At 60.9% G+C, this 26,253-nt stretch carries 22 protein-coding genes; 8 read left to right on the top strand and 14 right to left on the bottom strand.

Features of this window, described 5'->3' with window-relative positions; genetic code table 11:
- The first annotated feature begins 197 nt into the window (after window positions 1-197).
- The 7 genes from LL972_RS01010 (at window position 198) to LL972_RS01040 (ending at window position 8,089) form a co-directional block, all read left to right on the top strand.
- Window positions 198-944, top strand: coding sequence for an electron transfer flavoprotein subunit beta/FixA family protein (locus LL972_RS01010; protein WP_104649390.1), 747 nt, complete (start codon window positions 198-200; stop codon window positions 942-944).
- A complete protein-coding gene (locus LL972_RS01015; protein WP_228326038.1) occupies window positions 944-1,888 on the top strand; it encodes an electron transfer flavoprotein subunit alpha/FixB family protein in 945 nt (314 codons plus the stop codon). Before LL972_RS01010 ends, LL972_RS01015 begins: the two co-directional genes overlap by 1 nt.
- A gap of 450 nt (window positions 1,889-2,338) precedes the next feature.
- Entirely contained in the window at window positions 2,339-3,442 is a 1,104-nt protein-coding gene (locus tag LL972_RS01020) for a DegT/DnrJ/EryC1/StrS family aminotransferase (protein ID WP_228326039.1), read from the top strand.
- On the top strand, window positions 3,427-4,398 hold the full coding sequence (locus LL972_RS01025) for a glycosyltransferase family 2 protein (RefSeq protein WP_228326040.1): 972 nt from the start codon (window positions 3,427-3,429) through the stop codon (window positions 4,396-4,398). Before LL972_RS01020 ends, LL972_RS01025 begins: the two co-directional genes overlap by 16 nt.
- The gene (locus LL972_RS21665; RefSeq protein WP_228326041.1) at window positions 4,395-5,324 is read left to right on the top strand and encodes a WxcM-like domain-containing protein; all 930 of its coding nucleotides are present in this window, start codon (window positions 4,395-4,397) and stop codon (window positions 5,322-5,324) included. Before LL972_RS01025 ends, LL972_RS21665 begins: the two co-directional genes overlap by 4 nt.
- A complete protein-coding gene (locus tag LL972_RS01035; RefSeq protein WP_228326042.1) occupies window positions 5,311-5,748 on the top strand; it encodes a GtrA family protein in 438 nt (145 codons plus the stop codon). The genes LL972_RS21665 and LL972_RS01035 overlap by 14 nt, the downstream gene beginning before the upstream one ends.
- Before the next feature lie 88 nt (window positions 5,749-5,836).
- On the top strand, window positions 5,837-8,089 hold the full coding sequence (locus LL972_RS01040) for a sugar translocase (RefSeq protein ID WP_228326043.1): 2,253 nt from the start codon (window positions 5,837-5,839) through the stop codon (window positions 8,087-8,089).
- A 180-nt stretch (window positions 8,090-8,269) separates the two neighbouring features.
- Here LL972_RS01040 and LL972_RS01045 read toward each other — a convergent pair whose 3' ends face one another.
- From LL972_RS01045 to LL972_RS01110, 14 genes are all read right to left on the bottom strand, one after another.
- Complete coding sequence (locus LL972_RS01045) at window positions 8,270-9,208, bottom strand: NAD-dependent epimerase/dehydratase family protein (protein WP_228326044.1); 939 nt, start codon at window positions 9,206-9,208, stop codon at window positions 8,270-8,272.
- Window positions 9,192-10,226: a GDP-mannose 4,6-dehydratase gene (gmd, locus tag LL972_RS01050; RefSeq protein ID WP_228326045.1), complete on the bottom strand. Its 1,035-nt coding sequence runs from the start codon at window positions 10,224-10,226 to the stop codon at window positions 9,192-9,194. Before gmd ends, LL972_RS01045 begins: the two co-directional genes overlap by 17 nt.
- A gap of 79 nt (window positions 10,227-10,305) precedes the next feature.
- On the bottom strand, window positions 10,306-10,905 hold the full coding sequence (locus LL972_RS01055) for a glycosyltransferase (RefSeq protein ID WP_228326046.1): 600 nt from the start codon (window positions 10,903-10,905) through the stop codon (window positions 10,306-10,308).
- Window positions 10,906-10,936: 31 nt separating this feature from the next.
- On the bottom strand, window positions 10,937-12,685 hold the full coding sequence (locus tag LL972_RS01060; protein WP_228326178.1) for a glycosyltransferase: 1,749 nt from the start codon (window positions 12,683-12,685) through the stop codon (window positions 10,937-10,939).
- Between the two features lie 20 nt (window positions 12,686-12,705).
- Window positions 12,706-13,767 carry a glycosyltransferase family 4 protein gene (locus LL972_RS01065; protein WP_228326047.1) on the bottom strand — a complete coding sequence of 354 codons (1,062 nt, stop codon included), beginning with the start codon at window positions 13,765-13,767 and terminating at the stop codon, window positions 12,706-12,708.
- 51 nt (window positions 13,768-13,818) lie between these two features.
- A complete protein-coding gene (locus LL972_RS01070) occupies window positions 13,819-16,227 on the bottom strand; it encodes a methyltransferase domain-containing protein (protein ID WP_228326048.1) in 2,409 nt (802 codons plus the stop codon).
- A gap of 40 nt (window positions 16,228-16,267) precedes the next feature.
- On the bottom strand, window positions 16,268-17,554 hold the full coding sequence (locus LL972_RS01075; RefSeq protein ID WP_228326049.1) for an ABC transporter ATP-binding protein: 1,287 nt from the start codon (window positions 17,552-17,554) through the stop codon (window positions 16,268-16,270).
- On the bottom strand, window positions 17,551-18,336 hold the full coding sequence (locus tag LL972_RS01080) for an ABC transporter permease (protein WP_228326179.1): 786 nt from the start codon (window positions 18,334-18,336) through the stop codon (window positions 17,551-17,553). The genes LL972_RS01075 and LL972_RS01080 overlap by 4 nt, the downstream gene beginning before the upstream one ends.
- A 98-nt stretch (window positions 18,337-18,434) precedes the next feature.
- Window positions 18,435-19,817 carry a glycosyltransferase family 4 protein gene (locus LL972_RS01085; RefSeq protein WP_228326050.1) on the bottom strand — a complete coding sequence of 461 codons (1,383 nt, stop codon included), beginning with the start codon at window positions 19,815-19,817 and terminating at the stop codon, window positions 18,435-18,437.
- Entirely contained in the window at window positions 19,814-21,013 is a 1,200-nt protein-coding gene (locus tag LL972_RS01090; protein ID WP_228326051.1) for a cystathionine gamma-synthase, read from the bottom strand. The genes LL972_RS01085 and LL972_RS01090 overlap by 4 nt, the downstream gene beginning before the upstream one ends.
- An 89-nt stretch (window positions 21,014-21,102) precedes the next feature.
- A complete protein-coding gene (locus tag LL972_RS01095; RefSeq protein WP_228326052.1) occupies window positions 21,103-22,473 on the bottom strand; it encodes a pyridoxal-phosphate dependent enzyme in 1,371 nt (456 codons plus the stop codon).
- Window positions 22,474-22,761: 288 nt separating this feature from the next.
- Window positions 22,762-22,980, bottom strand: coding sequence for a YdcH family protein (locus LL972_RS01100; protein ID WP_002814034.1), 219 nt, complete (start codon window positions 22,978-22,980; stop codon window positions 22,762-22,764).
- Between the two features lie 345 nt (window positions 22,981-23,325).
- Window positions 23,326-24,216 carry a hypothetical protein gene (locus LL972_RS01105; protein ID WP_228326053.1) on the bottom strand — a complete coding sequence of 297 codons (891 nt, stop codon included), beginning with the start codon at window positions 24,214-24,216 and terminating at the stop codon, window positions 23,326-23,328.
- Entirely contained in the window at window positions 24,213-24,596 is a 384-nt protein-coding gene (locus tag LL972_RS01110) for a DUF4398 domain-containing protein (RefSeq protein WP_228326054.1), read from the bottom strand. Before LL972_RS01110 ends, LL972_RS01105 begins: the two co-directional genes overlap by 4 nt.
- A gap of 98 nt (window positions 24,597-24,694) precedes the next feature.
- On the opposite strand from LL972_RS01110, the gene LL972_RS01115 reads away from it, so the two are divergent.
- The gene (locus LL972_RS01115) at window positions 24,695-25,828 is read left to right on the top strand and encodes a PilT/PilU family type 4a pilus ATPase (protein WP_228326055.1); all 1,134 of its coding nucleotides are present in this window, start codon (window positions 24,695-24,697) and stop codon (window positions 25,826-25,828) included.
- Window positions 25,829-26,253: the final 425 nt, after the last annotated feature.

The following is a 26,253-nucleotide window of genomic DNA, read 5'->3' on the forward strand; positions in this document are numbered from 1 at the left end:
GCGTTTTCAAACCACACAGGATATACGGTCAGAGCAATACCGGGCCTAAGCATTGCCCCCAAACCATGCTCAGGGCTATTGCGCCGCAACATCCATACGCCATCGCATGGTGCATCCGGCCCGGTTAGAATGACGGCACTCCCGAGCCTGCCGCCGCGGCCGGGCCTTCCCGCAATAGCTGAAGGATCTCGTACACGATGAAAATCCTCGTCGCCTACAAGCGCGTGGTGGACTACAACGTCCGCATTCAGGTCAAGCCCGATGGCTCCGGTGTGGTCACCGACGGCGTCAAGCTCTCACCGAACCCGTTCGACGAAATCGCCCTGGAAGAGGCGTTGCGCCTGCGCGACGCCGGCATCGCCACCGAGGTGGTGGTCGCCACCCTGGCGCCGGCCGATGCTGCGGCGCATCTGCGCAACGGCCTGGCCATGGGCGCCAACCGCGCTATCCACGTGGTCACCGACGCGGCGATCCAGCCGCTGACCGCCGCGCGCACCCTGCTCAAGCTGGTCGAAAAGGAACAGCCGGACCTGGTCATCCTGGGCAAGCAGGCGATCGACGACGACGCCAACCAGACCGGTCAGATGCTCGCTACGCTGTGGGGGCGCCCACAGGCGACCTTCGCCGGCAAGCTGGTGGTCGCCGACGGCAAGGCCACGGTGACCCGCGAGGTGGACGCAGGCCTGGAAACGCTGGAAGTGGACCTGCCGGCGGTGATCACCACCGATCTGCGCCTGAACGAGCCGCGCTTCATCAAGCTGCCGGACATCATGAAAGCCAAGAGCAAGCCGCTGGAAACACTGGCCTTTGCCGATCTTGGCGTCGCTGCGCACGACAGCCTCAGCACCACCCACTATGCGCCGCCGTCCAAGCGTAGCCGCGGGGTGATGGTCAAGGATGCCGCCGAACTGGTGGCCGCACTCAAGCAGAAGGGGTTGCTGTAATGGCCAAGGTTCTCATCGTTGCCGAACATCTCAACGGCCAGCTCAACGCGGCCACCGCCAAGACCCTGAGCGCCGCGCTCGCCGTGTCGGCCGAGTCCATCGACGTCGTCGTGCTGGCGGCCGACCCTGCCGCGGTTGCGACGCAGGCCGCGCAGCTAGCGGGTGTTGCCCGCGTGCTGACAGTGGCAAACGCCGCCAACGAACATGCCATCGCGCAGGTACTGGGGCCGCAGATCGCCCAGCTCGCCGGCCAGGGCTACACCCACGTGTTCGGCCCCTCGACCACCTTCGGCAAGGACCTGATGCCGGTGGTGGCCGCGCTGCTGGGTGTCAACCAGGTCTCCGACCTGATGGCGGTCGAAGACGCCTACACCTTCAAGCGCCCGATCTACGCCGGCAACGCGATCATCACGGTGAAGGCACCGGCCGACCAGATCGTGGTGGCAACAGTGCGCAGCGCCTCGTGGCCGGAAGCGGCAGCCGGTGGCAGCGCAACGATCGAGTCCGTCGCTGTGGATGCCGCGCTGCCGACCCACACCCGCTTCATCGGCCTGGCCGCAGGCAGCTCCGACCGCCCCGACCTGCAGAGCGCCAAGCGCGTGGTCTCCGGCGGCCGCGGCGTCGGCTCGGCCGAGAACTTCCAGCACATCTACAGCCTGGCCGACAAGCTCGGCGCCGCCGTGGGCGCCTCGCGTGCCGCCGTGGACGCCGGCTACGTGCCCAACGAGTTGCAGGTCGGCCAGACCGGCAAGATCATCGCCCCCGAGCTATATGTGGCGATCGGCATCAGCGGCGCCATCCAGCATCTGACCGGCATCAAGGACGCCGGCACGATCGTGGCGATCAACAAGGACCCGGAGTCACCGATCTTCGAGATTGCCGATATCGGGCTGGTGGGGGATCTGTTCACCCTGCTTCCGGAGCTGGAACAAGCGCTGAACTGAGCCGGGCAAGCACCCCGCGTATTCTTTCGGACTACGCGGTTTTTCTTGAACGATCCAGATGCGGTCGAGCGGCAGCAGCGCACAAATGATCCGTCGTGGTAGAACGTGTCGCTATAATTTCAGACCAATCTACAATGACGCCTTTGATTTCGTCCCTGTGCCTATAACCGCTTTGTGGAGAAGTGGGAAAGCCGGATCTGGCGACAGCTGAGGCCTGCATCGCTTCGGGAGAGTACTTTTTAACAGCGGCGTACTTTCGTTCATGGGCATTGCGCTAACCGCAGCTTGAAGGACCCAGACAACGTTCCACCAGAACTGTTAGAAATCCAACCCGGTAGCCACCTGGAACCAGACGGCATCGTCTCGTTCAAAGATTTCAGTACAACGGTGCCTCAACACTAGGCGGCACGTCATTCCAACTTGCACATCTACTCAAACTCTGCGGATCCCATGGACGCTCTGATTCCTGTTAACTCGCTATCCCGCCACATCGCTCCCTTGCAGGACACGCTGTCCCAGATCGCCGGCAGCATCATCGCCAGCGGCTACTACGTCCTCGGCCCGAACGTAAAGGCCTTTGAGCAGGAGTTCGCGGGCTATTGTGGCGCCGCTTACTGCGTCAGCGTAGCCAACGGCACCGACGCCCTTGAGCTCTCCTTGAAGGCGCTGGGCGTAGGCCAAGGTGACAAGGTTGCGGTGGTGGCCAATGCTGCCATGTACGGTACCAGCGCCGTTCTGGCGTGTGGCGCGACGCCCATTTTTGTCGATACAGGTGCAGGCACGGGACTAATGTCCGTGACCGCGCTAGAGGCTGCGCTGGCGGGTGGTACAACCCCCAAGGCCGTGATCGTGACCCACCTGTACGGACAGTTGGCCGATATCGAGGCCATCGTCGCGCTCTGTCAGGCACGCGGCATCAAAGTGGTAGAGGATTGCGCGCAGGCGCATGGCGCAGAACGCAATGGCCGCCGCGCGGGCAGCTTCGGCGATATTTCGTCCTTCAGTTTCTACCCGACCAAGAATCTGGGCGCCCTGGGCGATGGCGGTGCCATCGTGACCAGCGATGATGCCTTGGCCACCCGTGCGGCACAGCTGCGCCAGTATGGTTGGACGGCCAAGTACACCAACAGTCTGCGCGGCGGTCGCAATAGCCGCCTGGACGAGCTGCAGGCCGCAATGCTACGGCATATGCTCGCGCTGCTGGATGGCTGGAACCAACGCCGACGCGACATAGCCAACCGCTATGCCCGGGGGCTGTCCAATCCGAAGATTGCAGCAGCTGGCGTGGTGGGGGCAGACAATGTGGCCCACTTGTACGTGGTGCGCTGCGACGAGCGTGAGGCACTGCGCGCCCATCTACAAGCGGCCGGTGTGCAGACCGACGTCCACTACCCGCTGTGTGACCATCGCCAGCCCTGCCATGAGGGCGCTTTTGAGTCGGTGGCGCTACCGAACACGGAAGCCGATGCGGCGTGCGTGATGACGCTGCCTTGCTTCCCGGAGCTGACCGACGAAGAAGTCGACCAGGTCATCGATGCATGCAACCGGTTCTGAGCGACGTGCAGCCACCCTCCCTCAGCCTCGTTGTCCCGATCTATCGCAATGAGGGTTCGATCGACGACCTGCTACAGGCCATCGACTTCATCGCACGGAGCGTGAATGGGGATTTCGAAGCGGTTTTCGTGGTGGACGGCAGCCCTGACCGTAGCTATGCCTTGCTGCGGGAAAAGTTGCCTGGCTGCGCGTTCCGTTCGCAACTCGCAACGCTGACCCGCAACTTCGGCGCATTTCCGGCAATCCGTACCGGGCTACAGCTCAGCTCCGGGGAGCTGACGGCGGTCATGGCCGCCGATCTTCAGGAACCCCCCACGCTGGTGATCGACTTCTGGCAGCGCTATGCAAGCGCACGCTACGACGTGGCCTTTGGCGTGCGCGAAGCACGCAGCGATCCGGCTGCCTCGAAGCTGGCGTCGACCTTGTTTTGGGCGACCTACCGACGGATGGTCATCAAGGACATTCCCAAGGGTGGCGTGGATATCTTCGCTGTCAGCCGTGGCTTCCTCGAACGGCTGTTGCTGTTGAACGAAGCCCACTCCAGCCTGCTTGCGCAACTATTCTGGCTGGGCGGCAAGCGCGAATTTGTCAGCTATCAGCGGCGCGAGCGGCAGCACGGCAAGAGCGCCTGGACCTTGAGCAAGAAACTGCGATATCTATCCGACAGCGTCTTTGCTTTCACCGACCTGCCGGTCCGCATGCTGACGGCGCTGGGCCTGATTGCGCTGGCCTTTACCGCGCTGCTCGGTGCGCTGGTGCTGGCAGCAAAGTTTTCCGGACTTGTCGCAGTGCCAGGCTATACCCTGACCATCCTGACCATTCTCTTTTTCGGCGCTCTCAATTCATTGGGCCTGGGTATCGTGGGTACCTACGCCTGGCATGCGTTCGAAAATACCAAGGCACGCCCGCTGTCGATCATGCAGTCGGTTGAAAACTTCGAAAAGGATAACCTGTGAGTCATTTCGTGCATCCCAATGCCCTTTGCGAAAGCGACACCATCGGCGAGGACACCCGCGTCTGGGCATTTGCCCACGTGCTGCCCGGTGCCCGCCTCGGTCGCGACTGCAACATCTGCGACGGCGTATTCATTGAATCCGATGTTGTGGTCGGCGATCGTGTGACCATCAAGTGCGGCGTACAACTGTGGGACGGAGTGCGCCTGGGCGACGATGTCTTCGTAGGCCCCAACGCCACCTTCACCAACGACCTGTTCCCACGCAGCCGGGTGTATCCCGAGAAGTTCCTCGGCACCGTCGTGGAATCGGGCGCTTCGATTGGCGCCAACGCGACCATTCTGGCCGGCACCACCATCGGCAGTGGCGCGATGATCGGCGCTGGTGCGGTGGTCACGCGCTCGGTACCGCCCAATGCGATCGTGGTTGGCAATCCTGCGCGCATCGTGGGTTACGTGTCCGACAAGGATGCGAGCAAGACGGCTCCACTGCCCGCCGGCCAGGGCATCACCGATACTGTCGTTCCCGGCGTCAAGCTTTACCAGATGCCCAGCTTTGCCGACATGCGCGGGTCCCTGTCGGTCGGCGACTTCGACAGCTTCCTGCCCTTCAATGCGCGGCGGTACTTTCTTGTCTACGGCGTACCTACACAGGAAACCCGTGGCGAGCATGCGCACAAGCGCTGTCATCAGTTTCTCATTTGCGTATCGGGCTCGGTCAGGGTCCTGGCTGACGATGGTTCCCGCCGCATCGATGTCGAACTTAACTCGCCGAACCAGGGCATCCATCTGCCGCCGATGATCTGGGGCACGCAGTACAAGTATTCCAAAGACGCCGTGCTGCTGGTGTTTGCGTCCGAGCCCTACGACACCGATGAGTACATCCGCGATTACGCGTCCTTCAAGAGTCTGGCGAATGCGGGCGGATGAGTCCCCACAGGCCGATACCCTGCTTCGGCGGCATCGGCCATTGGTCTCCGTAGCACTGCGCTTCCTGCTGGGCGGAGCACTCAACACGGGCCTGACCCTGGTGCTGTACTGGGTGCTCCTTCGCTTTATGCATTATCAGTGGGCTTATCTTGCGAGTTTCTGTGCAGGCATCTTGCTCAGTTACCTGATCAACACCCGTTATGTCTTTCGTGCTGAACATAGTTGGTTGAAGTTTGCGGCGTTTCCGCTCATCTATCTGGTGACCTACGCACTTGGGGCCTTGGCGCTGAAACTCAGCGTCGGGCATCTGGGCGTGCCGGCGGCGGTCGGTCCCCTGATCTCCATCGTTGTCACGCTGCCCGTGTCGTTCATCCTGAGCAAGTTGTTGTTGCAGGCTCCCAAGCCTGACTCCCCCCAGGGCTGAGCCAGACACGGCCCAGAATGTCACCCCACCTCACGCCTGCCTGCAGCCCCAGATGGCGCAGCGCATCCATTCTTGAACTGTGGATTACATGAGCACCCTACTTCCTTCTACGACGCCGGCCCGCCCACTTATCAAGGCCGAATGGCTGCCGATGCTGTTAGGCGCCGTTCTGTCCGTAGTGGCAGGCAGCGTCCTGCTTGTCGGCTGGCGGGCGGGCCTGTTGCCTGTACTGGATTACCCACTCTCGTATAGCGGCGACGCTTTGAGTAGCCTCTGGCTGACGCAGCGAGCAATGGAAGGATGGATCTTCGAAAACGCCAGGAGCGGATTCCCATTCGGCTCATCCTTCCTGGATTATCCCGGAGCAGATTCCGGCAGCTTCCTGTTCCTGAAGCTTGCCGGCATGCTGACTGGCAGCAGTGCCGCGGCACTCAATCTGTTCTTCCTGCTGGGCTTTGCCGCGAACTTTCTGACCGCATATTGGGTGATGCGCTGGCTGCGCGTCGGTCGTTCGCTGTCCTTTACCACTGCCATGCTCTTTACGCTGGCACCGTTCCATTTCCTGCGGTTGCAGCACATCTTCTACACCTGGTATTTCGGCATCCCGATCTACTTCATGCTTGCGATCCGGATTGCACGCGCCGACGCATCGCTGGATTTCTGGAGCGCCCGGCCCACGCGCAAGATCGCGCTTGCTGCGCTGTACCTGGTCCTGAGCTGTTTCGGCGTTTACTACACGGTATTCGGCCTGATCCTGATTGGAACAGCGTGCCTCATGGCGCTGTTCCAGAAGAACTGGGTCTCCATCACCCGCCTCGCAGCACCCGTCATTTTCTTCCTCGCGCTTGGCACGTTGGCAAATGTTGCACCCAACGTGATCAATGAACGGATCAACGGCCACAACCCGGAAGTCGCTGCCCGCGCGCCGGCAGAGTCCGAGATCTACGGCGTGAAGTTGATGCAGTTGATCCTGCCGCGGCCCGACCACAGGCTACCGAAGCTAGCCAATGTGACGGCCAGCTACATGGCCAGCACACCGTTGATCAACGAGAACACGACTGCCTCCCTGGGCCTGATCGGTTCCTTCGGTCTTGCCATCCTGGCGCTGGTCGCGTTCGCGCGCCTGTCCGAGCGGCGCAATGAAGAACGCATTGCCCTACTGGCGATTCTCTCTGGGGTCCTTCTGGCATTCATGACCATCGGTGGGCTTGGCTCACTCTTCGCGCACGTTGTATCGCCCTCCATCCGCGGCTGGAATCGGGCCAGCATCTTCATCACGTTCAGCACGCTGGCTGCGGTGGCCATCGCCGTGCAGATGCTGTCCGACAAGGTGGGGCGTCGGTACCGCATGACCATCGCCTCGATCGCTGCCGCCGGCATGCTGGTCTTCGGCATCTGGGACCAGACCTCGGCCGTGTGCGGCCCGTGTCAATCCAGCGCGCGCACTGCGTACGAGCAGGACAAGCGTTTCATCCGCAGCATTGAAGCTGCCTTGCCTGTCGGTGCAGCGGTTTACCAGTTGCCCTACATGCCGTTTCCGGAGGTGCCGCCCAAGAATGCCCTGCACGCATATGACCTTGCGGTGGGATTCGTCCACTCGCAGCACCTGAAGTGGAGCTACGCAGGCATGAAGGGCCGTGAGGGCGACCTGTTCTACCGGAATCTGGAAACCCAACCCGCCGCAGCACAGCTCCAGGCAATCAGCCGCTTCGGCTTCGACGCTGTCTACATAGACAAGCGCGGCTATGCCGACCAAGGAGCGCAGGTCATTGCTGAATGGACACAGGCCATTGGCGCGCCGCCGGCGATGACGCGCGAAGATGGCGCTGTTGTGGTCTTCCGTCTGCCAGGTGGTGCAAAGCCTGCAAGCGCCGATGCTGCCAAGGACACCGTGGTCACCGAGCCCGCGGCAGATACCAGCATTACGCTCCCCACGCTCCGCAGCTTGCTCACGCAAGGCTGGTCGTCCGACGAGGCATGGGGTGTCTGGTCGGAAGGCCAAAGCTCATCGCTGCGCTACCGTGTCAACTCAACGACAGTCGGCAAGACAACGGTGATTCTGCGCGGCAACCCGTTTCTGCCCGGTCCCCAGCAAGCGCTGCGCATCCGTGCCACGGTCAACGGCGTTCAAGCGCTCGACACCCGTGTCACTGCAGCGCAAGCAGCGCCGCTGGAACTACGGGTTCCTGTCACGACCCACCAGCCTGGTGAAGTGGTGCATCTTGTTCTGAACTACGAGGTACCGGTCTCTCCCGCGCAGGTAGGCATGTCAGCGGACCAGCGGTTGCTTGCCTTCGGGCTGACCAGTCTTGAAATTTGCAAGTCCGATTGCGGCAGATAAGCCGGCAGGGAAGCACCAACGCCGGCGCGTTCCTCGCTCCTTTAACTTGGCGCGGTTTCTTGCGAATGCCGGTGCGCCTTCACGATAACGCTGAACAAAAACACCAAGCATCCGCAAAGCGAGCTTCGGCTGAGTTCCAGCCGAAGCTCGATTGCTCTCAATGATGCCCTTGGATTGCTCTCACTGCTCAGTGCTCGCAGCTTCAAGCATCCAGCGCAGCGTGTCCTCCAACGCAAGACTCTGCCAATCGCCGATCAGCTTCTGCAATCTGGCATTGCTGCCAAGCAACTTCCTGACTTCATTCTGCCGAACGAACGCGGGATTCACCTGGACGTCGATGTCGTGGCCGGTGATCTTCGAGCAGATCCTGATGATGTCCCCTAGCGAATTGGCGACGCCCGAACACACATTGACGGTCTGCCCCTCGGCTGCAGGCGCCTGCAGGAGCTTGCGGTAAGCCAGCACGACCGATCTGACATCACCGAAATCGCGCCACACTTCGGTGTTGCCCAACTCGATCGAAGAGGCACGCGATGCGAAATGGGAAACGATCTTGGGGATCAGGAAGTTGGTCGCCTGACCGACCCCGGTATAGTTGAAGGGGCGGGCAATCACCAGGGGCAGGCGCTCGCGCCACAAGCTGGCGACATACTCCATGGCGAGCTTGCTCACCGCGTAGTCGTTCGCGGGCGCGGGCGTGACCGACTCGTCGATCACGCCTTCGGTTGCATTGCCGTAGACATTGGCACTGCTCGCGATCAGCACCCTCTCCGGGCGGTGTTGGCTTGCGGCCAGCGCCTGCAGCAGGTTACGCGTGCCGAGCAGATTGACGCGGTAAAAATCGTCTGCATCCCCATGACCGACAAAGGCCACTGCCGCCAGATGCACAACGTAGTCGGCTTGGGCCTGCGCAACGGCGCGGGCGACGTCGGCAGCGTCGCGCAGATCCATCGGCCAGAACTCGTCGGTGCTGCCCGTGCCGGCAGCGTCCGAACGCGTCCCAACGCCAATGACCGTGCAGCCCTGTTCCTTGAGCTGCTGGGTCATGTAGCGCCCGGTGAACCCGGACGCTCCGCTGATCAGAACCCGCTTGCCCGCCAGGTCAGAATGAGAAGCCACGCTCGTTCCTCTTCAGATCGGCCTCGACCATCATCTGGCACAGCTGCTCCAGCGTGGTCTCAGGCTTCCAGCCGAGGATGCGGGCCGCCTTTTCGGGATCGCCGATCAGCAGCTCCACTTCTGCAGGGCGGTGGAACTTCGGGTTGATGCGCATGACCACCTTGCCGGTGGCAGTGTCCACCGCAGTCTCTTCAGCGTCCTTTCCACGGAACTCGACGTGGATGCCCGCGCCCTTGAACGCCATGCTGACGAAATCGCGCACGGTCTCGGTGCGATTGGTTGCGAGCACGAAAGTATCCGGCTCCTCGGCCTGCAGCATCCGCCACATACCTTCCACATACTCGCGCGCAAAGCCCCAGTCACGTTTGGCGTCCAGGTTGCCCAACTCCATGCAGTCCAGCAGGCCGAGCTTGATCTTGGCCACCGAGTCGGTGATCTTGCGCGTCACGAATTCACGTCCACGCAATGGACTTTCGTGGTTGAAGAGGATGCCGCTGCAACCAAAGATGTCGTAACTCTCGCGGTAGTTCACCGTCATCCAGTGCGCATAGAGCTTGGCGACGCCGTAGGGGCTGCGCGGATAGAACGGCGTGCTTTCGATCTGCGGGACCGCCTGCACCTTGCCGAACATCTCCGACGTCGAGGCCTGGTAGAAGCGGATATCCCGGTTCACCTGACGGATCGCCTCCAGCAGGTGGACAGGACCGATACCGGTGATCTGCGCCGTTGTGGTCGGCTGATCGAAAGACACGCCCACAAAGCTCTGGGCCGCCAGATTGTAGACCTCGGTGGCTCCGGTGCTTTCAAGCATACGGATGCTCGACCCTAGATCCGTCAGATCGTATTCGATCAGATTGAGGTTCGGGTGGGCTGCAATTCCAAGCTCTTCGATCCGCCAGAAATTGACCGAACTGGTACGACGATACGTGCCAAATACGCGGTAGCCCTTGTCCAACAGCAGTTCTGCCAGGTAAGCGCCGTCTTGACCCGAGATTCCAGTAATTAACGCAGTTTTCATTAACACATTCTCTTATTTACGTATTGGTTCCGGCTTTGAGCCGATGCAGGATCGGGCTGTGCCCGATGCACGGTGCAGCTCAACGCGTTGACAGCGGCTTTCCACCCGCACCGCATATCGTCTGCTTGCCCTGATCGGCGCAGCTGGTGAACGGGCCGTAGTCGAGCGGCTCGATCTTGAAATCGCTGAACCAGGCGACGCCTTCTTGTACCAGCCCAAATCGCAGGCTCTTTCCGACCACTGCCTGGGCGGGCACCTCGGCGATCACCTCGGCGGAGGCACCCGCAGGGATCCCATCAGCTGGAAGCGGAGCACGTACGAAATCCTTCGCCGATACAGCGCCGGAACTGTCTACCAGAGAGATTGCAAGGTTGACCGGCAAGGTGCCCTTCGAACTCAGCGTTTCCTTGCCAGCATTGGTGACCGACACAACGGTTCGTATCAACTCGCCATTATTGGCGACCACAGGGTCCGAAACGATGGCATAGCGAGCCCCTACCTGCTCCTGCGTCAAGGGGGTCGTCATACCGGGGGCTTCGGACGCCGTAGCAGTCTGTTGAGGTGCCGAGGTGGCCGGCTGGTCTGCCTCAGGCGACTTGGAGCAACCAGCAAGAGTGATGACAGTCGCCAGGATGGCGACAGTGCCCAAAGAGACGGGGGTTTTCACAAAAGATTTCATGCGTTAGGACCTGGGTTGGATGAATGTGCCCTCATGATTGAGTGGCTTCTACACGTACGAGCAGCCGGGCTGGTACAAACCCCCGACTTTTGAACCAGCAAACAGATTCCTGGACGAGATCGATTTCCAATTCATACTCACCAACTGCATCTGGCACGCGAAGCGAGATGACCTGTTCGCGACACGAAGCTGGCTCGATTGGCTCGTCGATCCATTGGCGCGGCTGCTCCACTTGCTGCAGCGGTGCAACAACGGAGCGCCAGTAGTATCCGATGTAAATGCCGAACGGCATCACCGAGTGGCCGGGCGGACTGAGCCACGGGAACCCGCTGGTATTGTTCAGCATCAGCCTTACGGTGACCTCGCTGGAGGGCTCCGCCACGCCAAGATCGGTTTCGATCAGTGCCGCCCCTCCCTGGCATGCTTCGACCGGCAAGGCCTCAGTATAAGGGTACGGCTCGACCGTGGCGAAGACCATTTGTCCGTGCGCGTCGACCTGGCGCTCGGATAAGGCCTTGAGCGCAGAATCGACCCACCGGTCACCACGCAGCGTACTGCGGACATCGATTCTCTGAACTTCGCCCGACAGCGGAGAATCAAGGTCGATCTTGAGATCGACCAAGGCCTCGGCGACGCGATCCCTGAAATCGGAAAAGACACGGTTGGATTTCAACAGCTTCACATAGCGGTCGGTAGCACCGTATGGGTCAAGCTCCGGGCGACTCGCCTGATCTCCACATTCTTCTGCCCAACGCGAGTACGCTGCCGAATCCAGTGCAAAGTGCCGCAACAGACTGCCAAGAACCTCTGGACATTCGGAAGTGGGGGGCACTTTCCTGACGCAGGACGGCAGTTCTGCGTACCAGCCCTGATCCGATACCACGACAGGCAGGCCCGCCTGCAACGCCTTTGACACCACCGCGGATGCTTCGCCCATGGTTGGCTGGCGAAGCGCGATCATCAGGTCGGCGCGCTCGAACACACTGCGAAATTGCTCGTCGTCGATGCGACCATGATTGACCAGCCGCACGTTCTGCAAACCCGAAAGCCGTTCCAGCTGTAGCTGCACGGCAGGTTCGACCACACCGGCTATCTCGAGAGAAAGCGGGTGAGTCAACTCGGGGGCGACCTGCAGCAACGCCTCAACGATCCAGTCGAACCTGCGATTCACCTGCCCACCGCCCATCACCGCAATGGTGCTGAGACGATCACGCACCCGATGCCGCGCGGCGACAGGATAGAGCTGGGGGATGACCGTAACAGGCAGCCACGGAAACTCCTTGGCAACCCTTTCGGCCGCGTATCGGGAATGCACGACCACCTCGAGTGCGAATTTCGTCGCCACCTGATGAAGCGGGTAATGCACGATGTCGTCTCGGCCCCAGATCGGAGAGCCATAGCGCAGTGCAAGCGTTGCGTTCTTCACTTCAACAGCGGAATGCCATTGTTCCAGCACCCGCGCATACCCGTCACCGAGCAGCGCCTCGTCACTCAGGACACCCGCCACCATGTGGTGCAGCACCAGATCATGCAGATGAACAACGCCGGGAACACATGCCATTAGTGGAAGCATCCACCCATGAAAGGCGGGATGATTTCCCATCTGGTAGACAACGGCATCCGCTTCAAGCAGCCCATCGACAACCTTCTGGACTCCCATGCGTTCCACGTCACCGCGGACCACTGTGTCGACCTGCATGCCGCGCGCGCGCAGCAGTTCCACCAGCCCGGCTGAATACTCGGCAATACCGGAATGCTCGGGGGGTAGTGGCCCGACCATGGCAATGCGGAAACGCGTGTTCAAATCCTTTCCTCCACGAGCTCGCGTATCACGCGATCCCATGTAATCGAGGTGCTGAGTCGGTATCCTTCATCGGCAAGCGCGCGTAGTTGCGCACCGGTTCTTGCGTAGCAATCCCCGATACTCTGCGCGATTTCCTCTGCCGTGGGACCGGTGACCCACCCACTTCCGGTGGCTTTTACGATCCTTCCGACTTCGCCGCTGTCGTCCACAGTGATGACAGGCTTATGCGCCGCAAATGCCTCCAGGGTTGCGAATCCGTAGTCTTCGTCAACGGGAGAGTAGAAAACGGCCCTGCAACCCGCGATCAACGCGAGCAGTTTCTCATCCTCGACAAAACCCGTCAGTTCCACCCTGTCCTGCAACCCCAGCTCATGCACCAGCGGTGCCAGGGAGAGCGCGTAATCACTGGCTCCTGTGCCCGCTATGACGATTTTGGCTTTTGGCACATGTGTCGCTGCGCGAATCAGCAAGTCGGGCCGCTTCATCGACTCGAGTCGACCGATGCACAAAATATAATCGCCGTAGTCACCAGATGTGATCAACGGGGCCAGTTTGGATGGAGGGTATAGAACCTGCGAAGAAAGACCATTGAACTGTTGAAGCCTCTCGGTCACGGTCTGCGAGATGGTGTAGCGCGATTCGATGTCCGACAACAGTTGCGTGTCTGAAACGCGCAAGGCGTCGCGCAACGCCACATCCCGGGAGTTCAGATGGGGGAAATCAAAACGGGTGCGCTCCAGATCGTAAAGTACCCTGTGCTGATGCACCAGCCACAGCGTCTTGTTCGCATGCGAGGCAGCATATGTTGGAAACTTGGTACAAATGCACAGGTCGATCTTCTGCCCGTTACTTTCATTCAGATCCAATAAACGCCACGCCAATGTGGAGGAAAGGATTTCCGTTTCGGGGTACCAACGATACGGCAGCTGCACCAGCTCGGCGACGACCTGGCGTTGCTTACCCCACAGATTGATCTGACGGACTAGCTCCTCATTGAGAAACTCTGCCCCGCCCCTGATAAATGGCACCTGCGCACCGAGCACGATGACTCTTTTCACGACCCAAACCCCCTACATGATGTCCTTACCACAACGTTGACTTCCCCTGGATTATTTACGTGACTTGCGGATACGACTACCCAGCTGATCGACTGCGGCAACACGCTTGTCCATTGCAGCTTCGGCCGGACTCGGCACCGAACCATCAGGAGTGGCCACGTCCTCCAACTGTGGGTCTGACGCGTCACGGATACTCGCAACATTGCCGCCGCCACGTTTCAGTACTCGTGTGGTGAACAAACGTAGCGGCGCCGTAATCCGCCAGGACCGGCTTGCGTGAAGGCTGTCGATCTGTCCTTCCAGGACCTCCACCGCCAACTCGAGCTCACGAATGTGCTCTCGTGCTGCAGTGGCAATCTGCATGCTTCTGGAAAGATCGGTCTGCAGCTCTTTCAATCGGCTTCTATCCTGCTCGCGCGAGTTCTCGAGCTGGCCAATCTGTTGCTGCTGTGAGGCAATTCGAGCCTGCAAGTCAGCATTCGTCGTTTCCTGCTGCTCAACGACGCGTTGGATGCCCAGCACATCAGTCCTCGCAGCGTCACGCTCTTCGGTCAGTCGCGCCACGTCGACGGCCAGCAACTCGGCCAGCTCCCGCACACGCTGGCGCTCCTGCAGCTCTTGCTCAAGCTCGGCAATCCTGGCTGCAAGTACAGCCTTGTCAGATTCCAGCTCGGCAGCACGTGCGGCCAGCAACTCAGTCAGCTCCCGCGCACGCTGGCGTTCCCCTACCTCTTGCTCAAGTTCGGCGATGCGCGCCGCAACTGCAACGTTGCCTGATTCCAGACCGGAAGCGCGCGCGGCCGACGCTTCGCTCTCACGGTTAGATGCGATCGCTTGAGCTTCGAGTCCTTTGGCCCAAGCCGCCAGTTTCTCGCTGTCCTCCTCAAGTCGCTGGCACCTGCTTTCGGAAGCGGCAATTTGCTCTTCAAGCAACTGGATGCGCCCCTGATCTTTCGATGCGTTATCGCGAAGATGCTCGATCGCCGCGCCACGCGCGGCAAGCTCCACCCGATGATGCTCCGTTTCGATATGCACCGCGCTCAGCCGCGCGTTATAGATGAGTAGCGCGTTATGCAGACGTTGGTAAATCGATGACCACTCGGGAAGCGGGGCCGGGGCGGCATCGGCTTGCTGAAGACACTGCTGCAGCATGGCGAACGTCAACTGGGAACGATTCTGTCCAAAGAGCGCTACAAACGCATTGCAATACCGCGCGGGAAGTGTCGTGAAATCCAGCGCAGGCTCACGGCTTGGACTGGAGGAAACAACCCGGCGTTCAAGAATCTCCTTGACTGTGATCAGGAAGGAAAACAGCAAATCCTCAAGCCAGGAGCAGTCGGCGGCTTTGGTCGAAATCGCACCGTAATCAATCAGTACAGCGCGCATTTCCGATGTGATGAGGATATTCCAGCAGCGCACGTCGTTGTGATACAAGCCAGCGCGTTCAAGCAACACAAGTTGCCCAAGAATCTGCGCAATTATTTCATCGGCGTCATAAGCCGAGCCATCGTCGATCGCTTGGGAAAGAAGCCGCCCATCCATCATGGACCTGGCAAGAAACAAATCCCTGGAATCGTTCAGCGACGCGATCAGGCGCGGCGCCGGGTAACCCAGCGGTGGATTGCTTAAAAACTCCACCTCATTGATGAATTCACGCAAGTTGATCTCTGCGCGTTCTTCAACGCCCAGCGTCATTCTTTTTACGAAAACCTGCGCCCCGAAGTAATAGCGACGCGATTGCAGGTGCGTGCCCCGCCCATGCGCATGCGACTCGGCTGACCAGGACGTGAAATCACCGATGATTCCGTCCACATACCAGAACTGGCTGCTCGTGAAATAGAGCGGCCTTGACACTGCTGAAAGGTGTGTCTCTTGTCGCGAAAGCAGGCGCACAAACGCGTAACTGGACAAGATTTCGGCAGGATCCTGCGGTAATGATGGCGCCCAGTAAAGTGGCTCTTCATGCAAGGCGAGTTCAAACACTCCCGCAGCAGTCTTTTCCGAAAGTTTACGACACAGCTCCGATACGCTCAGGATGCCTCTGGCGTGTACGAGATGATGGAAGACACTGAGCCCGAGGACCAGATCGTACTGATCCTGTTCAAGCCGATCTATCACGTCCTCAACCGTACCGTGCTCAAAGCTCGCTGCAAACGACGGATTCTCAGCAGCCAGCGCTTTGCACACATTTACATTGAGATCGAGAAAGTCCACGCCGTGTACCGTATGGCCATCAGACGCCAGGTTCAGTGAGAAGAAGCCCTGTGCACAGCCAAGATCGAGGACGCGTAGCGGACGCCCGAGCGCAGCCTGAAGGCGCTGCGCGCACTGGCGAATTAACAGCAGCCTATCCTCGCAACCACGCGAGCTGCCATCGGACAGGTCCGGATGCGCGAAAATCGGCTGATATTTCTCGGGCAGGGCTGACACAAGGGCGCCCATATTCAGTAACTCGGTCATGACTATTCGCTCTTTGAATTGATGTGAAATCCTGCCGACGTCATGACAAGGCCTCCACGATTTCGAAATCGGCCTTTAGGTCCATCATTCCCCAAAACTGCATACCTCTGGCCACGTTCAGCACGATGGCATCGTAACGCCGATCCAGTGGTGTCAATTCCACTAGCGGATCTCCGCTGGAGATGCCGAGCGAAATCAGGTAATTCGCTTCATTCAGATCAAGAGGCATGGTGAACTTGCAGACAATCACGTCTCCTGCCTTAGCCGCAATCCCGGTGCGACCCTCACTGGAAAGAAAGGAATTCGTTCCGTAGAGAAACAATCCTTCAAGCGTTTTTACCAAGATACCCGGGACTACGCTATCGAAATCCTGATCGAATGCGATCTTGACGTAGAACGTCGTCCTTGAGCCGCTTTCCACACGCGCGGGAAATTCCTGACCGTCGCTGGCAACCACGTAATCCAGAATTCGTGCACCGCCCTGCCCCCAGCGATGCTCAGCCGCATTGTAATATGGCCGGGTATGGAACACGTCTTCGCTGCCGGTACGGAACTCCATCGGGGTGTCCTTGGCCTCCGCTTCAAGCGAGACGGGCTTCTTGCCAAATAGCTCATCGAGATACAGGTTGGATACTTCGCGGGACGGACCATCGGCGTGCACGCCGCCGTCCTTGATCAAGATAGCCCGGTCACAGTGCTTGACGACGTCTCCCACCGAATGACTCACCAGGATCAGCGTCATCCCCTGTTCCTTGAACGACAGGATTCGCTTGAAACATTTGGCCTGAAAATACACGTCTCCGACCGACAATGCTTCGTCGACGATGAGTATATCGGGACGGAATGCAGTAGCGACTGCGAACGCGACACGCACTTGCATGCCACTCGAATATGTGCGTACCGGCTCATCGAAATACTCGCCGATCTCCGCAAATTCCTGTATTTCCGGCAGCACCGTCTCGATCTGTTCCAGCGTATAGCCCATAAGTCCGGCCGAATGCCGGGCGTTTTCCCGTCCACTCAGGTCGGGATTAAACCCCATACCGAGTTCAAGGATCGCAGCAATGCGCCCGCGCCGAACGATACGCCCTTCGGTGGGTTGCGATGTACCGGTGATCAGCTTGAGCAATGTGCTCTTTCCGGCGCCATTGCGCCCCATGATTCCGATCGACTCACCCGGAGCGACCGAAAACCCAAAATTCCGCAGAACCCAGTGCTCCTCCCGCGGCTTGACCTTCAGGCCGAACCAGCTGGCCGCACGAAGCCACTCACTACCCCAGACACGGTAGGATTTCCCCAGACCCTCAACCGTCAGCACGGCACTCATAGCGCATCCACCATTTCGGCACTTGCGCGACGGAAAACGACCAGAGACACAGCGCACAGAACGGCCGTCGCCGCCATCAACGGCACTAGATCCATCCACTGCGGAGAGCGCCCGTAGAGAAGAACTCCCTGGTAGGCGCTAACCAGCGGGAATAGCGGATTGAGCTTGAACAGTTGCTGCGTCTGCGCCGGAAGAATGTCGATGGTATAGACGATAGGTGTTACCCAAAACATGGCCTGCAGAACGACTGGCACAACCTGCCCGATGTCACGCACGAAGACATTAAAGACACCGAGCAACAGTCCGATCGACATCGCAAAAGCCAGCGTCAGCAGCATCAGCAAGGGTAGCCAGCATGCTTGCAGCCCCAGCGTGTGCCCCAATACAGCAAAAACGATGATGATCGCCAGAAACAATAGAAGATTGTTCACCAGAACGGTGCCGCCAGCGATGAGCGGAAGGCAGATCCGCGGAAAAGCCTGCTTCTTCATCAGATTGCCATTGTCCACAAACAACGAAGCGCATTTACCGATGCACTCAGCAAACATGCTCCAGCAAAGTGTTCCGGCCATCAGGTATAACGCATAAGCAAACTTGTTGTTGACACCTGGCAGCTTCGCAGCCAGGACCTCCGAGAGGATCGTCGCAAAGATCAATACCTGCATGAGCGGATGGATGACCATCCACAGCGCACCCAGCTTGCTCCGTACAAAACGGACACGCAGTTCATTCCTGATTGATGAAAGAATGAAGTATCGGAAAGCCCATACGGACCGGATCATGTCCAACGTCACTACCTCTGGATTTTTTATTATCTGGCGGAATGGAATACACGCGATTGGCTGCATGCCGAGATGGGGGCGCTGCATTACCTGTGCGTTCAGTTCATAGCCTCTGTGATTTCCGCAGCTCTCGCTGACAAATGCCGCGCTGCGCTGTCTGGAGAAAGTTGCAAACAGATATCTGCCCTTGCCGCTTCGCCGAGCTCGCGCGCGCGCTCGGGATCATTTGCAAGGCGCCGCATGGCAGCAGCGGCACTTTCAACTCGCGGCTCAGCCCACCGGGCACCGTCCGAGTCGGGGTACTGGCCTGCAACGGCGACCAAATCGTACTCTACAAGACAAGAGTTCCGATCGGTCATGAATTCCATATTGCCCGACCATCCGGTCGCGATGACAGGCTTCCCTTGCGACATGCATTCGGCAAGTCCCAGTCCGAAACCCTCTGCCCGATGTAGCGAGACATACACATCGCAGCAGCGCTGGAGTGCACGCACATGCGCTTTGTCGATCACTTCATCACGTAGCAGGATTCGCGAATCCTGGACCACGAGTGTGAGGAGCTCACGCATCTGTTCGGGATACATGTGTCCATTGCTTGACTTCAGGACAAGGCAGACGTCGTCACGATCACGCGGGAACGCCTGTTGAAATGCATGCACAACTGCATGGGGATTCTTTCTGGCGACGAAGGAATGGAAATCGAAGGTGAAAAGAAAAATGAACTTGCCTGCATCAAGCCCGAAGTCATGTCTCTGCAGCCCACTATCACGCAAGTCGGACAACGGCAGGGGCAGCCGCATGATGGGCTTGTCTGTCACTCGCCCAAAGGCGTCTTCGATGAACCGCGAGGCCACCATGATCTCGTCCACGAGCCCGATGGCGCTTAACCAGCTTGGCGGGACCACTTCAAGTTCCCAGAACCAGCAGGCGATAACGTAATGCCCCTCCATGCGCGCACGACCGACCTGCTCGAGTGCGGCCTCCATGTAGTCCGGATTCACGAACACGACGGTGACCCGGTGCGGCAGACGCTGATCGATGAAGCTATCCATGCTCCGGTCCTGCCACGAATGCGGCAAGCCCATATCCAGGTCGTACAACGACACCGGAACACCCGCATCGATGAGCGCACGCGCATACATCCTGGCACTCTCGGCCAGCCCGAATTCGCCGCGGATGTAACCAAGGATATTGATTCCCGCCAACGATCTAGACCTGGGCGCAATGCCCTCCTTCTCAATACCTAAGGACGCATCGCTGCCTTTCAGAGCGTGTTCCCAGGCATCGGTCCGCTGGAAGCGCGTATTGACGACAGAGCGGGCGGACAGGGCTGCAGATACGCGATCGCGCAAACTGGGCGGGAACAATCGATAGATGCGCTGCAGCCAAGGCTGCTTACGCACCCATGACTGAAGGTGCAGTCCTGCAAGCCCGGTCCGCCAAGAGGCAGAGATGCCCTGACGTTGCGGAGACGCGGTCATGGGGACCTGAATGCCTCAAGCGCTTGCTCCAGATCCCCCCGCAAATCCCCCACATCCTCAACCCCCACGCTCAACCGCACCAGCGCATCGCTGATGCCAAGCTGGTCGCGGCGGTCCACCGGGATGGAGGCATGCGTCATGACGGCGGGATGGTTCACCAGGCTTTCCACGCCGCCGAGCGATTCCGCCAGGGTAAACAGCTCGGTACGTTCGCAGAAACGCTTCGCCGCATCGAAGCCGCCCTTGAGCACGATCGAGACGATGCCGCCGAAACCGGACATCTGGCGCTGGGCCAGTGCGTGCTGCGGATGCGAGGCCAGGCCGGGGTAGATCACCTTTTCGATCGCGGGATGGGTTTCCAGCCACTGCGCCAGCGCCAGGGCGTTGTCGCAATGTGCGCGCATGCGCAGCGGCAGGGTCTTGAGGCCGCGCAGGGCGAGGAAGCTGTCGAACGGCCCCTGGACGCCGCCGATGGAGTTCTGCAGGAAGGCCAGTTGCTCGGCCAGTTCGGCGTTGTCGCCGACCACCGCGATGCCGCCCACCATGTCCGAGTGACCGTTGAGGTACTTGGTGGCCGAGTGCACCACGATGTCGGCGCCCAGGCTGAGCGGGCGTTGCAGCATCGGCGAGGCGAAGGTGTTGTCGACCACGATCAGCAGGCCGTGCTTGCGCGCGATCGCGGCGATGGCCGCGATATCGACCAGCTTGAGCATCGGGTTGGTCGGGGTCTCGATCCACACCATCTTTGTGTCGGGGCGGATCGCCGCTTCGAACGCGGCCGCATCGGTCAGGTCGACGAAGCTGAAATCCAGGCCGGCGGTGCGGCGGCGCACGCGCTCGAACAGGCGGAAGGTGCCACCGTACAGGTCGTCCATCGCCACCACGTGGCTGCCGGCGTCCAGCAGCTCCATCACCGTGGAGGTGGCAGCCATGCCGGAGGCGAACGCGAACGCGCGCGTGCCGCCTTCCAGCGATGCGACGCAGCGCTCATAGGCAAAGCGCGTGGGGTTGTGGGTGCGCGAGTATTCGAAGCCCTGATGCTCGCCCGGGCTGGACTGCGCATAGGTGGACGTCGCATAGATCGGCGGCATCACCGCCCCGGTGCTGGGATCCGGCGACTGCCCTCCATGGATCGCCAGCGTCGCGAGCGACAGCGCGCGCTCGCCATCGTGGCTGGGTGGGGTGCGATTGGACATGGAGGTTCCCGGAAAAAGTGGCGGATTGTAGCAAGCAGGTCTGAATGGCCGGTGCCGCGCGTCTCGTCCGGGCGCGCGGCCGACAGCGATCACTGCACGCGGCGGCGCAGGTAGTTCAGCAGGTCGATACGGGTGATCAGGCCGAGGAACTGGTTGCCGTCCATGACGATGGCGACCTGGCCGCGGTCGAATACCGGCAGCAGCGCTTCGATCGGCGAGGCGACATCCAGGCGATCGAGCTTGCTGACCATGGCGGTGGAGATCGGGTCGCGGAAGCGCGCCTCGTCGCCGTACACATGCAACAGCACGTCGCTCTCGTCGACGATGCCGACCAGCTCGCCGTCATCGATGACCGGCAGCTGCGAGACGTCGTACAGCTTCATGCGCTGGTAGGCGGTGGTCAGCAGGTCCTTCGGCCCGACCACCACGGTGTCGCGCTTGTTGTACGGGCGCAGGATCAGGTCGCGCAGATCGCCATGCTGCGGGCGCTCCAGGAAGCCGTTGTCCAGCATCCAGTAGTCGTTGTACATCTTGGACAGGTACTTGTTGCCGGTATCGCAGACAAACACCAGCACGCGCTTGGGCGTGGTCTGCTCGCGGCAGTACTTCAGCGCAGCAGCCAGCAAGGTGCCGGTGGACGAACCGCCAAGGATGCCTTCCTTGGCCAGCAACTCGCGCGCGGTGTGGAAGCTTTCCGCGTCGGTGATCGAATAGGCCTTCTTGACCCGCGAGAAATCGGAGATATCCGGCAGGAAGTCCTCGCCGATGCCTTCGACCAGCCAGCTGCCGGATTTTTCGCTGACCGTGCCCTCTTCGATGTACTGGGTCAGGATCGAACCGACCGGGTCGGCCAGCACCAGCTCGGTGTGCGGCGAGGCGGTGGCAAACGCGCGCGACAGGCCGGTCATGGTGCCGGAGCTGCCGCAGCCAAACACGATCGCGTCCAGCTGGCCGCCCATCTGCGCCAGAATTTCCGGGCCGGTGCCGAATTCGTGCGCGGCCGGGTTGTCCGGGTTGCCGAACTGGTTGATGAAGTAGGCGCCCGGGGTCTCGGCGGCAATCTTGGCGGCCAGGTCCTGGTAGTACTCCGGGTGGCCCTTGGCCACGTCCGAACGGGTCAGCACCACCTGGGCGCCCATGGCCTTGAGGTTGAAGATCTTCTCGCGGCTCATCTTGTCCGGCACCACCAGGATCAGCGTGTAGCCCTTCTGCTGCGCCACCAATGCCAGCCCCAGACCGGTGTTGCCGGCGGTGCCTTCGACCAGGGTCGCACCGGGGGTAAGGTCACCGCGCTGCTCGGCCGCTTCGATCATCGACAGGCCGATGCGGTCCTTGATCGATCCGCCGGGGTTGGCCGCCTCCAGCTTGAGGAACAGCTCGCAGACGCCGGTGTCCAGGTGCTGTGCCTTGACGATCGGCGTGTTGCCGATCAGTTCGAGTACGGAGGAATGGATCGCCATCGGAATATCGTCACTGCGTCGCGCGGGGCTTGGCCGCCCATTATCCGACGAACGGCTGGGGAATGCTCATTCAGACTGGACCCGATCGCGCCTGCCCATGAACGAGCGGGCTCAACAAGCACTACAACGACGACCGACGACCTGACTACAAGGCCGTCAGGCAGGCGTTCGCACCATCTTGCTAGCCGCGTGACACGGGTTGCGCAAATAAAGACGCGGACGGTGGCAAGCCGACGAGGAGGCCGCCACCGCCCGCGACGGTGAACTTGTTCTAACGGTGGGGAAGGATCAGTGGGTGAGCTGGTCGTACATCCGGGTGAGCTTCTCTTTCGCCTGCAACTTTTCGCGCTTCATCTGGCCCAAGGTCACGTCGTCGATGGGGAGCACCCCGAGTTCGGCGTCCATGCATTTCTTGTTCAAGAGCTTGTGGCGTTGGTACAGCTGCTTGAACTCGGGATCGGACTTGACCAATGCGTCGATTTCGGTCTGCGGTTGCCCTTCGAACATGGCGTTACCTCCTTCACTTGAAACACTTAAAACAAGAACGCCCCGGCCGCGGGCGGCACGGGGCGCTGCTTGGGGATGGAAGACTCGCGGATCACAATGGCAAGCGCACTGGCGGAACCCACACGCTGTCCACCGAATTGCGTTGATGCGTGCCCTTGCGTCACTGGCCCGGCCCTCCGTACGTCCAGGCAGCGGAGTGCTGCCCGGGAGTACGACCCTACGCCGGTCGCGGAGGGGGTTCAAGGCCAGAACGGCCGCTTTTGCCGTTCCCTGTGCCAATCAGTGACCGCGGTTCAACCGGGCGTCATGCCCGGGTTAAAAGACCTTAACTTCCAACCACTTGCATTACGGCGACACAACCACCTCGGCAGCGCGCGTCTTGCTGGCGGCGGCCTTGGTGCCATTGACCTGCAGGCGTGCGCTGGCAATGCCGGCAGCCACCAACGCATCGCGTACTGCTTCGGCCCGCTTCTTGGCCGTGGTCGCATCGTTGTCGTAGCCGACGATGCTGACCCGGCCCTTCTTGCCGATGTTCAGATACTCGGCCAGCGCCTTGGCCTGCCCTGCGGCATCGCCGGACAGCGCCGCCTTGCCACCGAACGCGCCACTGCCCAGCGAAAACACTTCGCCGCGGCTGTCGAACTTGGCGGACGGCAACTTGGCCCCGGACACCAGCTCGGCTTCTTCGTGCGCCAGTTGCACGGCCTTTTGCTGGGCCGCATTGAGCTTGGCGGTCTGCTTGCCGGCCACGCTGGTCAGCGCCAGCTCGGCATCCTGGCGGGCCAGGGTCTCCTGTTCGGCCGCCTGACGCATGCGCTCGGCCTCCTCGGCCTGGATCTGCGCCTGCACGCGCAGACGCTCGGCCTCCTGGCGCGCGCGCGAGGCGTCACGGCGGCTGGCCTCGATCAACAGGTCGTTGCGGGTGCCCTCCAGACGATCCAGCTCCCGCCGTGCCAGCGCGGTGCGGGCGGTGAGTTCGGCGATTTCAACCCGGCGGTCGGCCAGGAACACCAGTTCGTCGCGGTCGCGCCGCTTGGCCTCGGCCAGCGCCGCCACGCTCTGCTGCGCCTGCAGCCGCTCGAAGCGGGCCAGTTCGTTGGTCTGCGGGTCGTTCTGCAACGCGGCCAGGCGCCGGTTGAGCGCATCGGCCTGCGGGTCGTCCTTGGCCGCCATTGCCAGCGGCGGCAAGGTGGCAAGACTCAGCACACCGAGATAGAGAAGCGGACGCAGCTTCATCGGCCGGCCTCCCCGGTGTTGAGGCTGTTCTGCAACTGCGCCACTTCCTTGCGGCGTTGTTCCAGCTGGGCGGTGACCACCGCTTCTTCGCTGCGCGCCTTGGCCAGGTCGGCGTCGGCCGCTGCGCGCAAGGCGATCTGTGGCATCTGCTTGCGCTGGCGTTTGTCCAGTTGCGCCTGCTGGGCCTGCATCAGTTCCTGGCGGGCCAGGTTGACCAGATCGGGGGCGTATTGGTCGGCATCGGCCTGGGTGGCGCGTTGCACGGCCTGTTCGGCGGCGGTGAGCTCCGGTGCCACCTGGGCGGCAGCAGGAGAGGAAAGAACCATGAAACAGGCGATGCCATACAGGGATCGCCGCAAGTATGCGAAGCTAGCCGTCATTAGGGGAGCCGTAGCGAGAAGTCTCGAGCACGGCCATTGTCGGAAGCCTGCGGCGGACTTGCAACGAGACGCTGCTGTTTGTTGGGGAACCATTGCGCATGGATATCGGCTATTTCCTGAAGCTGATGACCGAGAAGAATGCCTCGGACATGTTCTTGACCACCGGCGCGCCGGTGTACATCAAGATCGAAGGCAAGCTCTACCCGCTCGGCAATACGGGGTTGCCGCCGGGAATGGTCAAGAAAATCGCCTACTCGTTGATGGACGAAGGCCAGGTGCCGCAGTTCGAGCGCGACCTGGAACTCAATATGGCCATTGCCCTGCAGGACGCCGGACGCTTCCGCGTGAACGTGTTCAAACAGCGTGGCGAGGTGGGCATGGTGATCCGCGCCATCCGCAGCCGGATTCCCAGCATCGAAGAGCTGAATCTGCCGCAGGTGCTCAAGGACGTCATCATGACCCCGCGCGGGCTGGTGCTGGTGGTCGGCTCGACCGGCTCGGGCAAGTCGACCTCGCTGGCCTCGATGATCGACCACCGCAACAGCACCACCACCGGGCACATCCTCACCATCGAGGACCCGATCGAATATCTGCACAAGCACAAGATGTCGATCGTGAACCAGCGCGAGGTGGGCCTGGACACGCATGCCTTCCAGAGTGCGCTGAAGAACGCGATGCGCGAGGCGCCGGACGTGATCCTGATCGGCGAGATCCTGGACGCCGAGACCATGGAGGCGGCGATCGCCTTCGCCGAGACCGGCCACCTGTGCCTGGCGACGCTGCACTCCAACAATGCCGACCAGACCATCGAGCGCATCCTCAATTTCTTTCCCGAGAGCGCGCACAAGAACGTGCTGATGAACCTGGCGCTGAATCTGCGCGCCGTGGTGTCGCTGCGCCTGGTCAAGGGCGTGGACGGACGCCGCCGGCCGGCGACCGAGGTACTGCTCAACACGCCGATGATCCGCGACCTGCTGCGCCGCGGCCAGGTGCACGAGGTCAAGCAGGCGATGGAAGAATCGCTGGAAGAAGGCATGCAGACCTTCGACCAATGCCTGTTCCGCATGGTCAAGTCCGGCGAAATCGAGCAGGAGGAAGCGCTGCGCGCGGCCGACTCGCGCGATGGGCTGGCGTTGAAGTTTCGCCTGTCCGAGGGCGGCTCCGGCGAGCATGACCCGTATGCCGATTACGAGACCGCCGCGGCGCCCAAGATCAGCCACGGGTTTGTTTAGAGCGACCAACAAAATTGAGCGTGCGGCCGCCGGGCGGTGAGCGCAGTGGTTTTGTCGGCCGCATTTTGGTGGATGCAGCCAGAAGTCCAGCTCAAACGCTGAGTGGGTCGAGGGCGCGGTGCCCTCACCGCACCAGAGAGTTAATCGGTAGCTTTTTTGAAAGCCTGCAGATTGATCGCCTTGGGTTGCGAAGCTGATCCGACGCGGCGTTATTCAAACAACGCACATCCTGCCTTGTTTGCACCCCTGCACACCGACCATCTCGACTGGTCCTTGCCCGCCCACCGTCGCGGGACCTTACGCGGCATGGATGCCGCGTAAGAGCTTACACGGACGTACTTGCAGCGTGTCCCGCGATGGTGGGTGGGCAAGGGCCCTGCAGCGCGGCCGCAGATCAGCGACCTGCAGTAGACCGGCGTGAGCGC

This window comes from Xanthomonas campestris pv. asclepiadis (assembly GCF_020784175.1).
Lineage (GTDB): Bacteria > Pseudomonadota > Gammaproteobacteria > Xanthomonadales > Xanthomonadaceae > Xanthomonas > Xanthomonas campestris_D.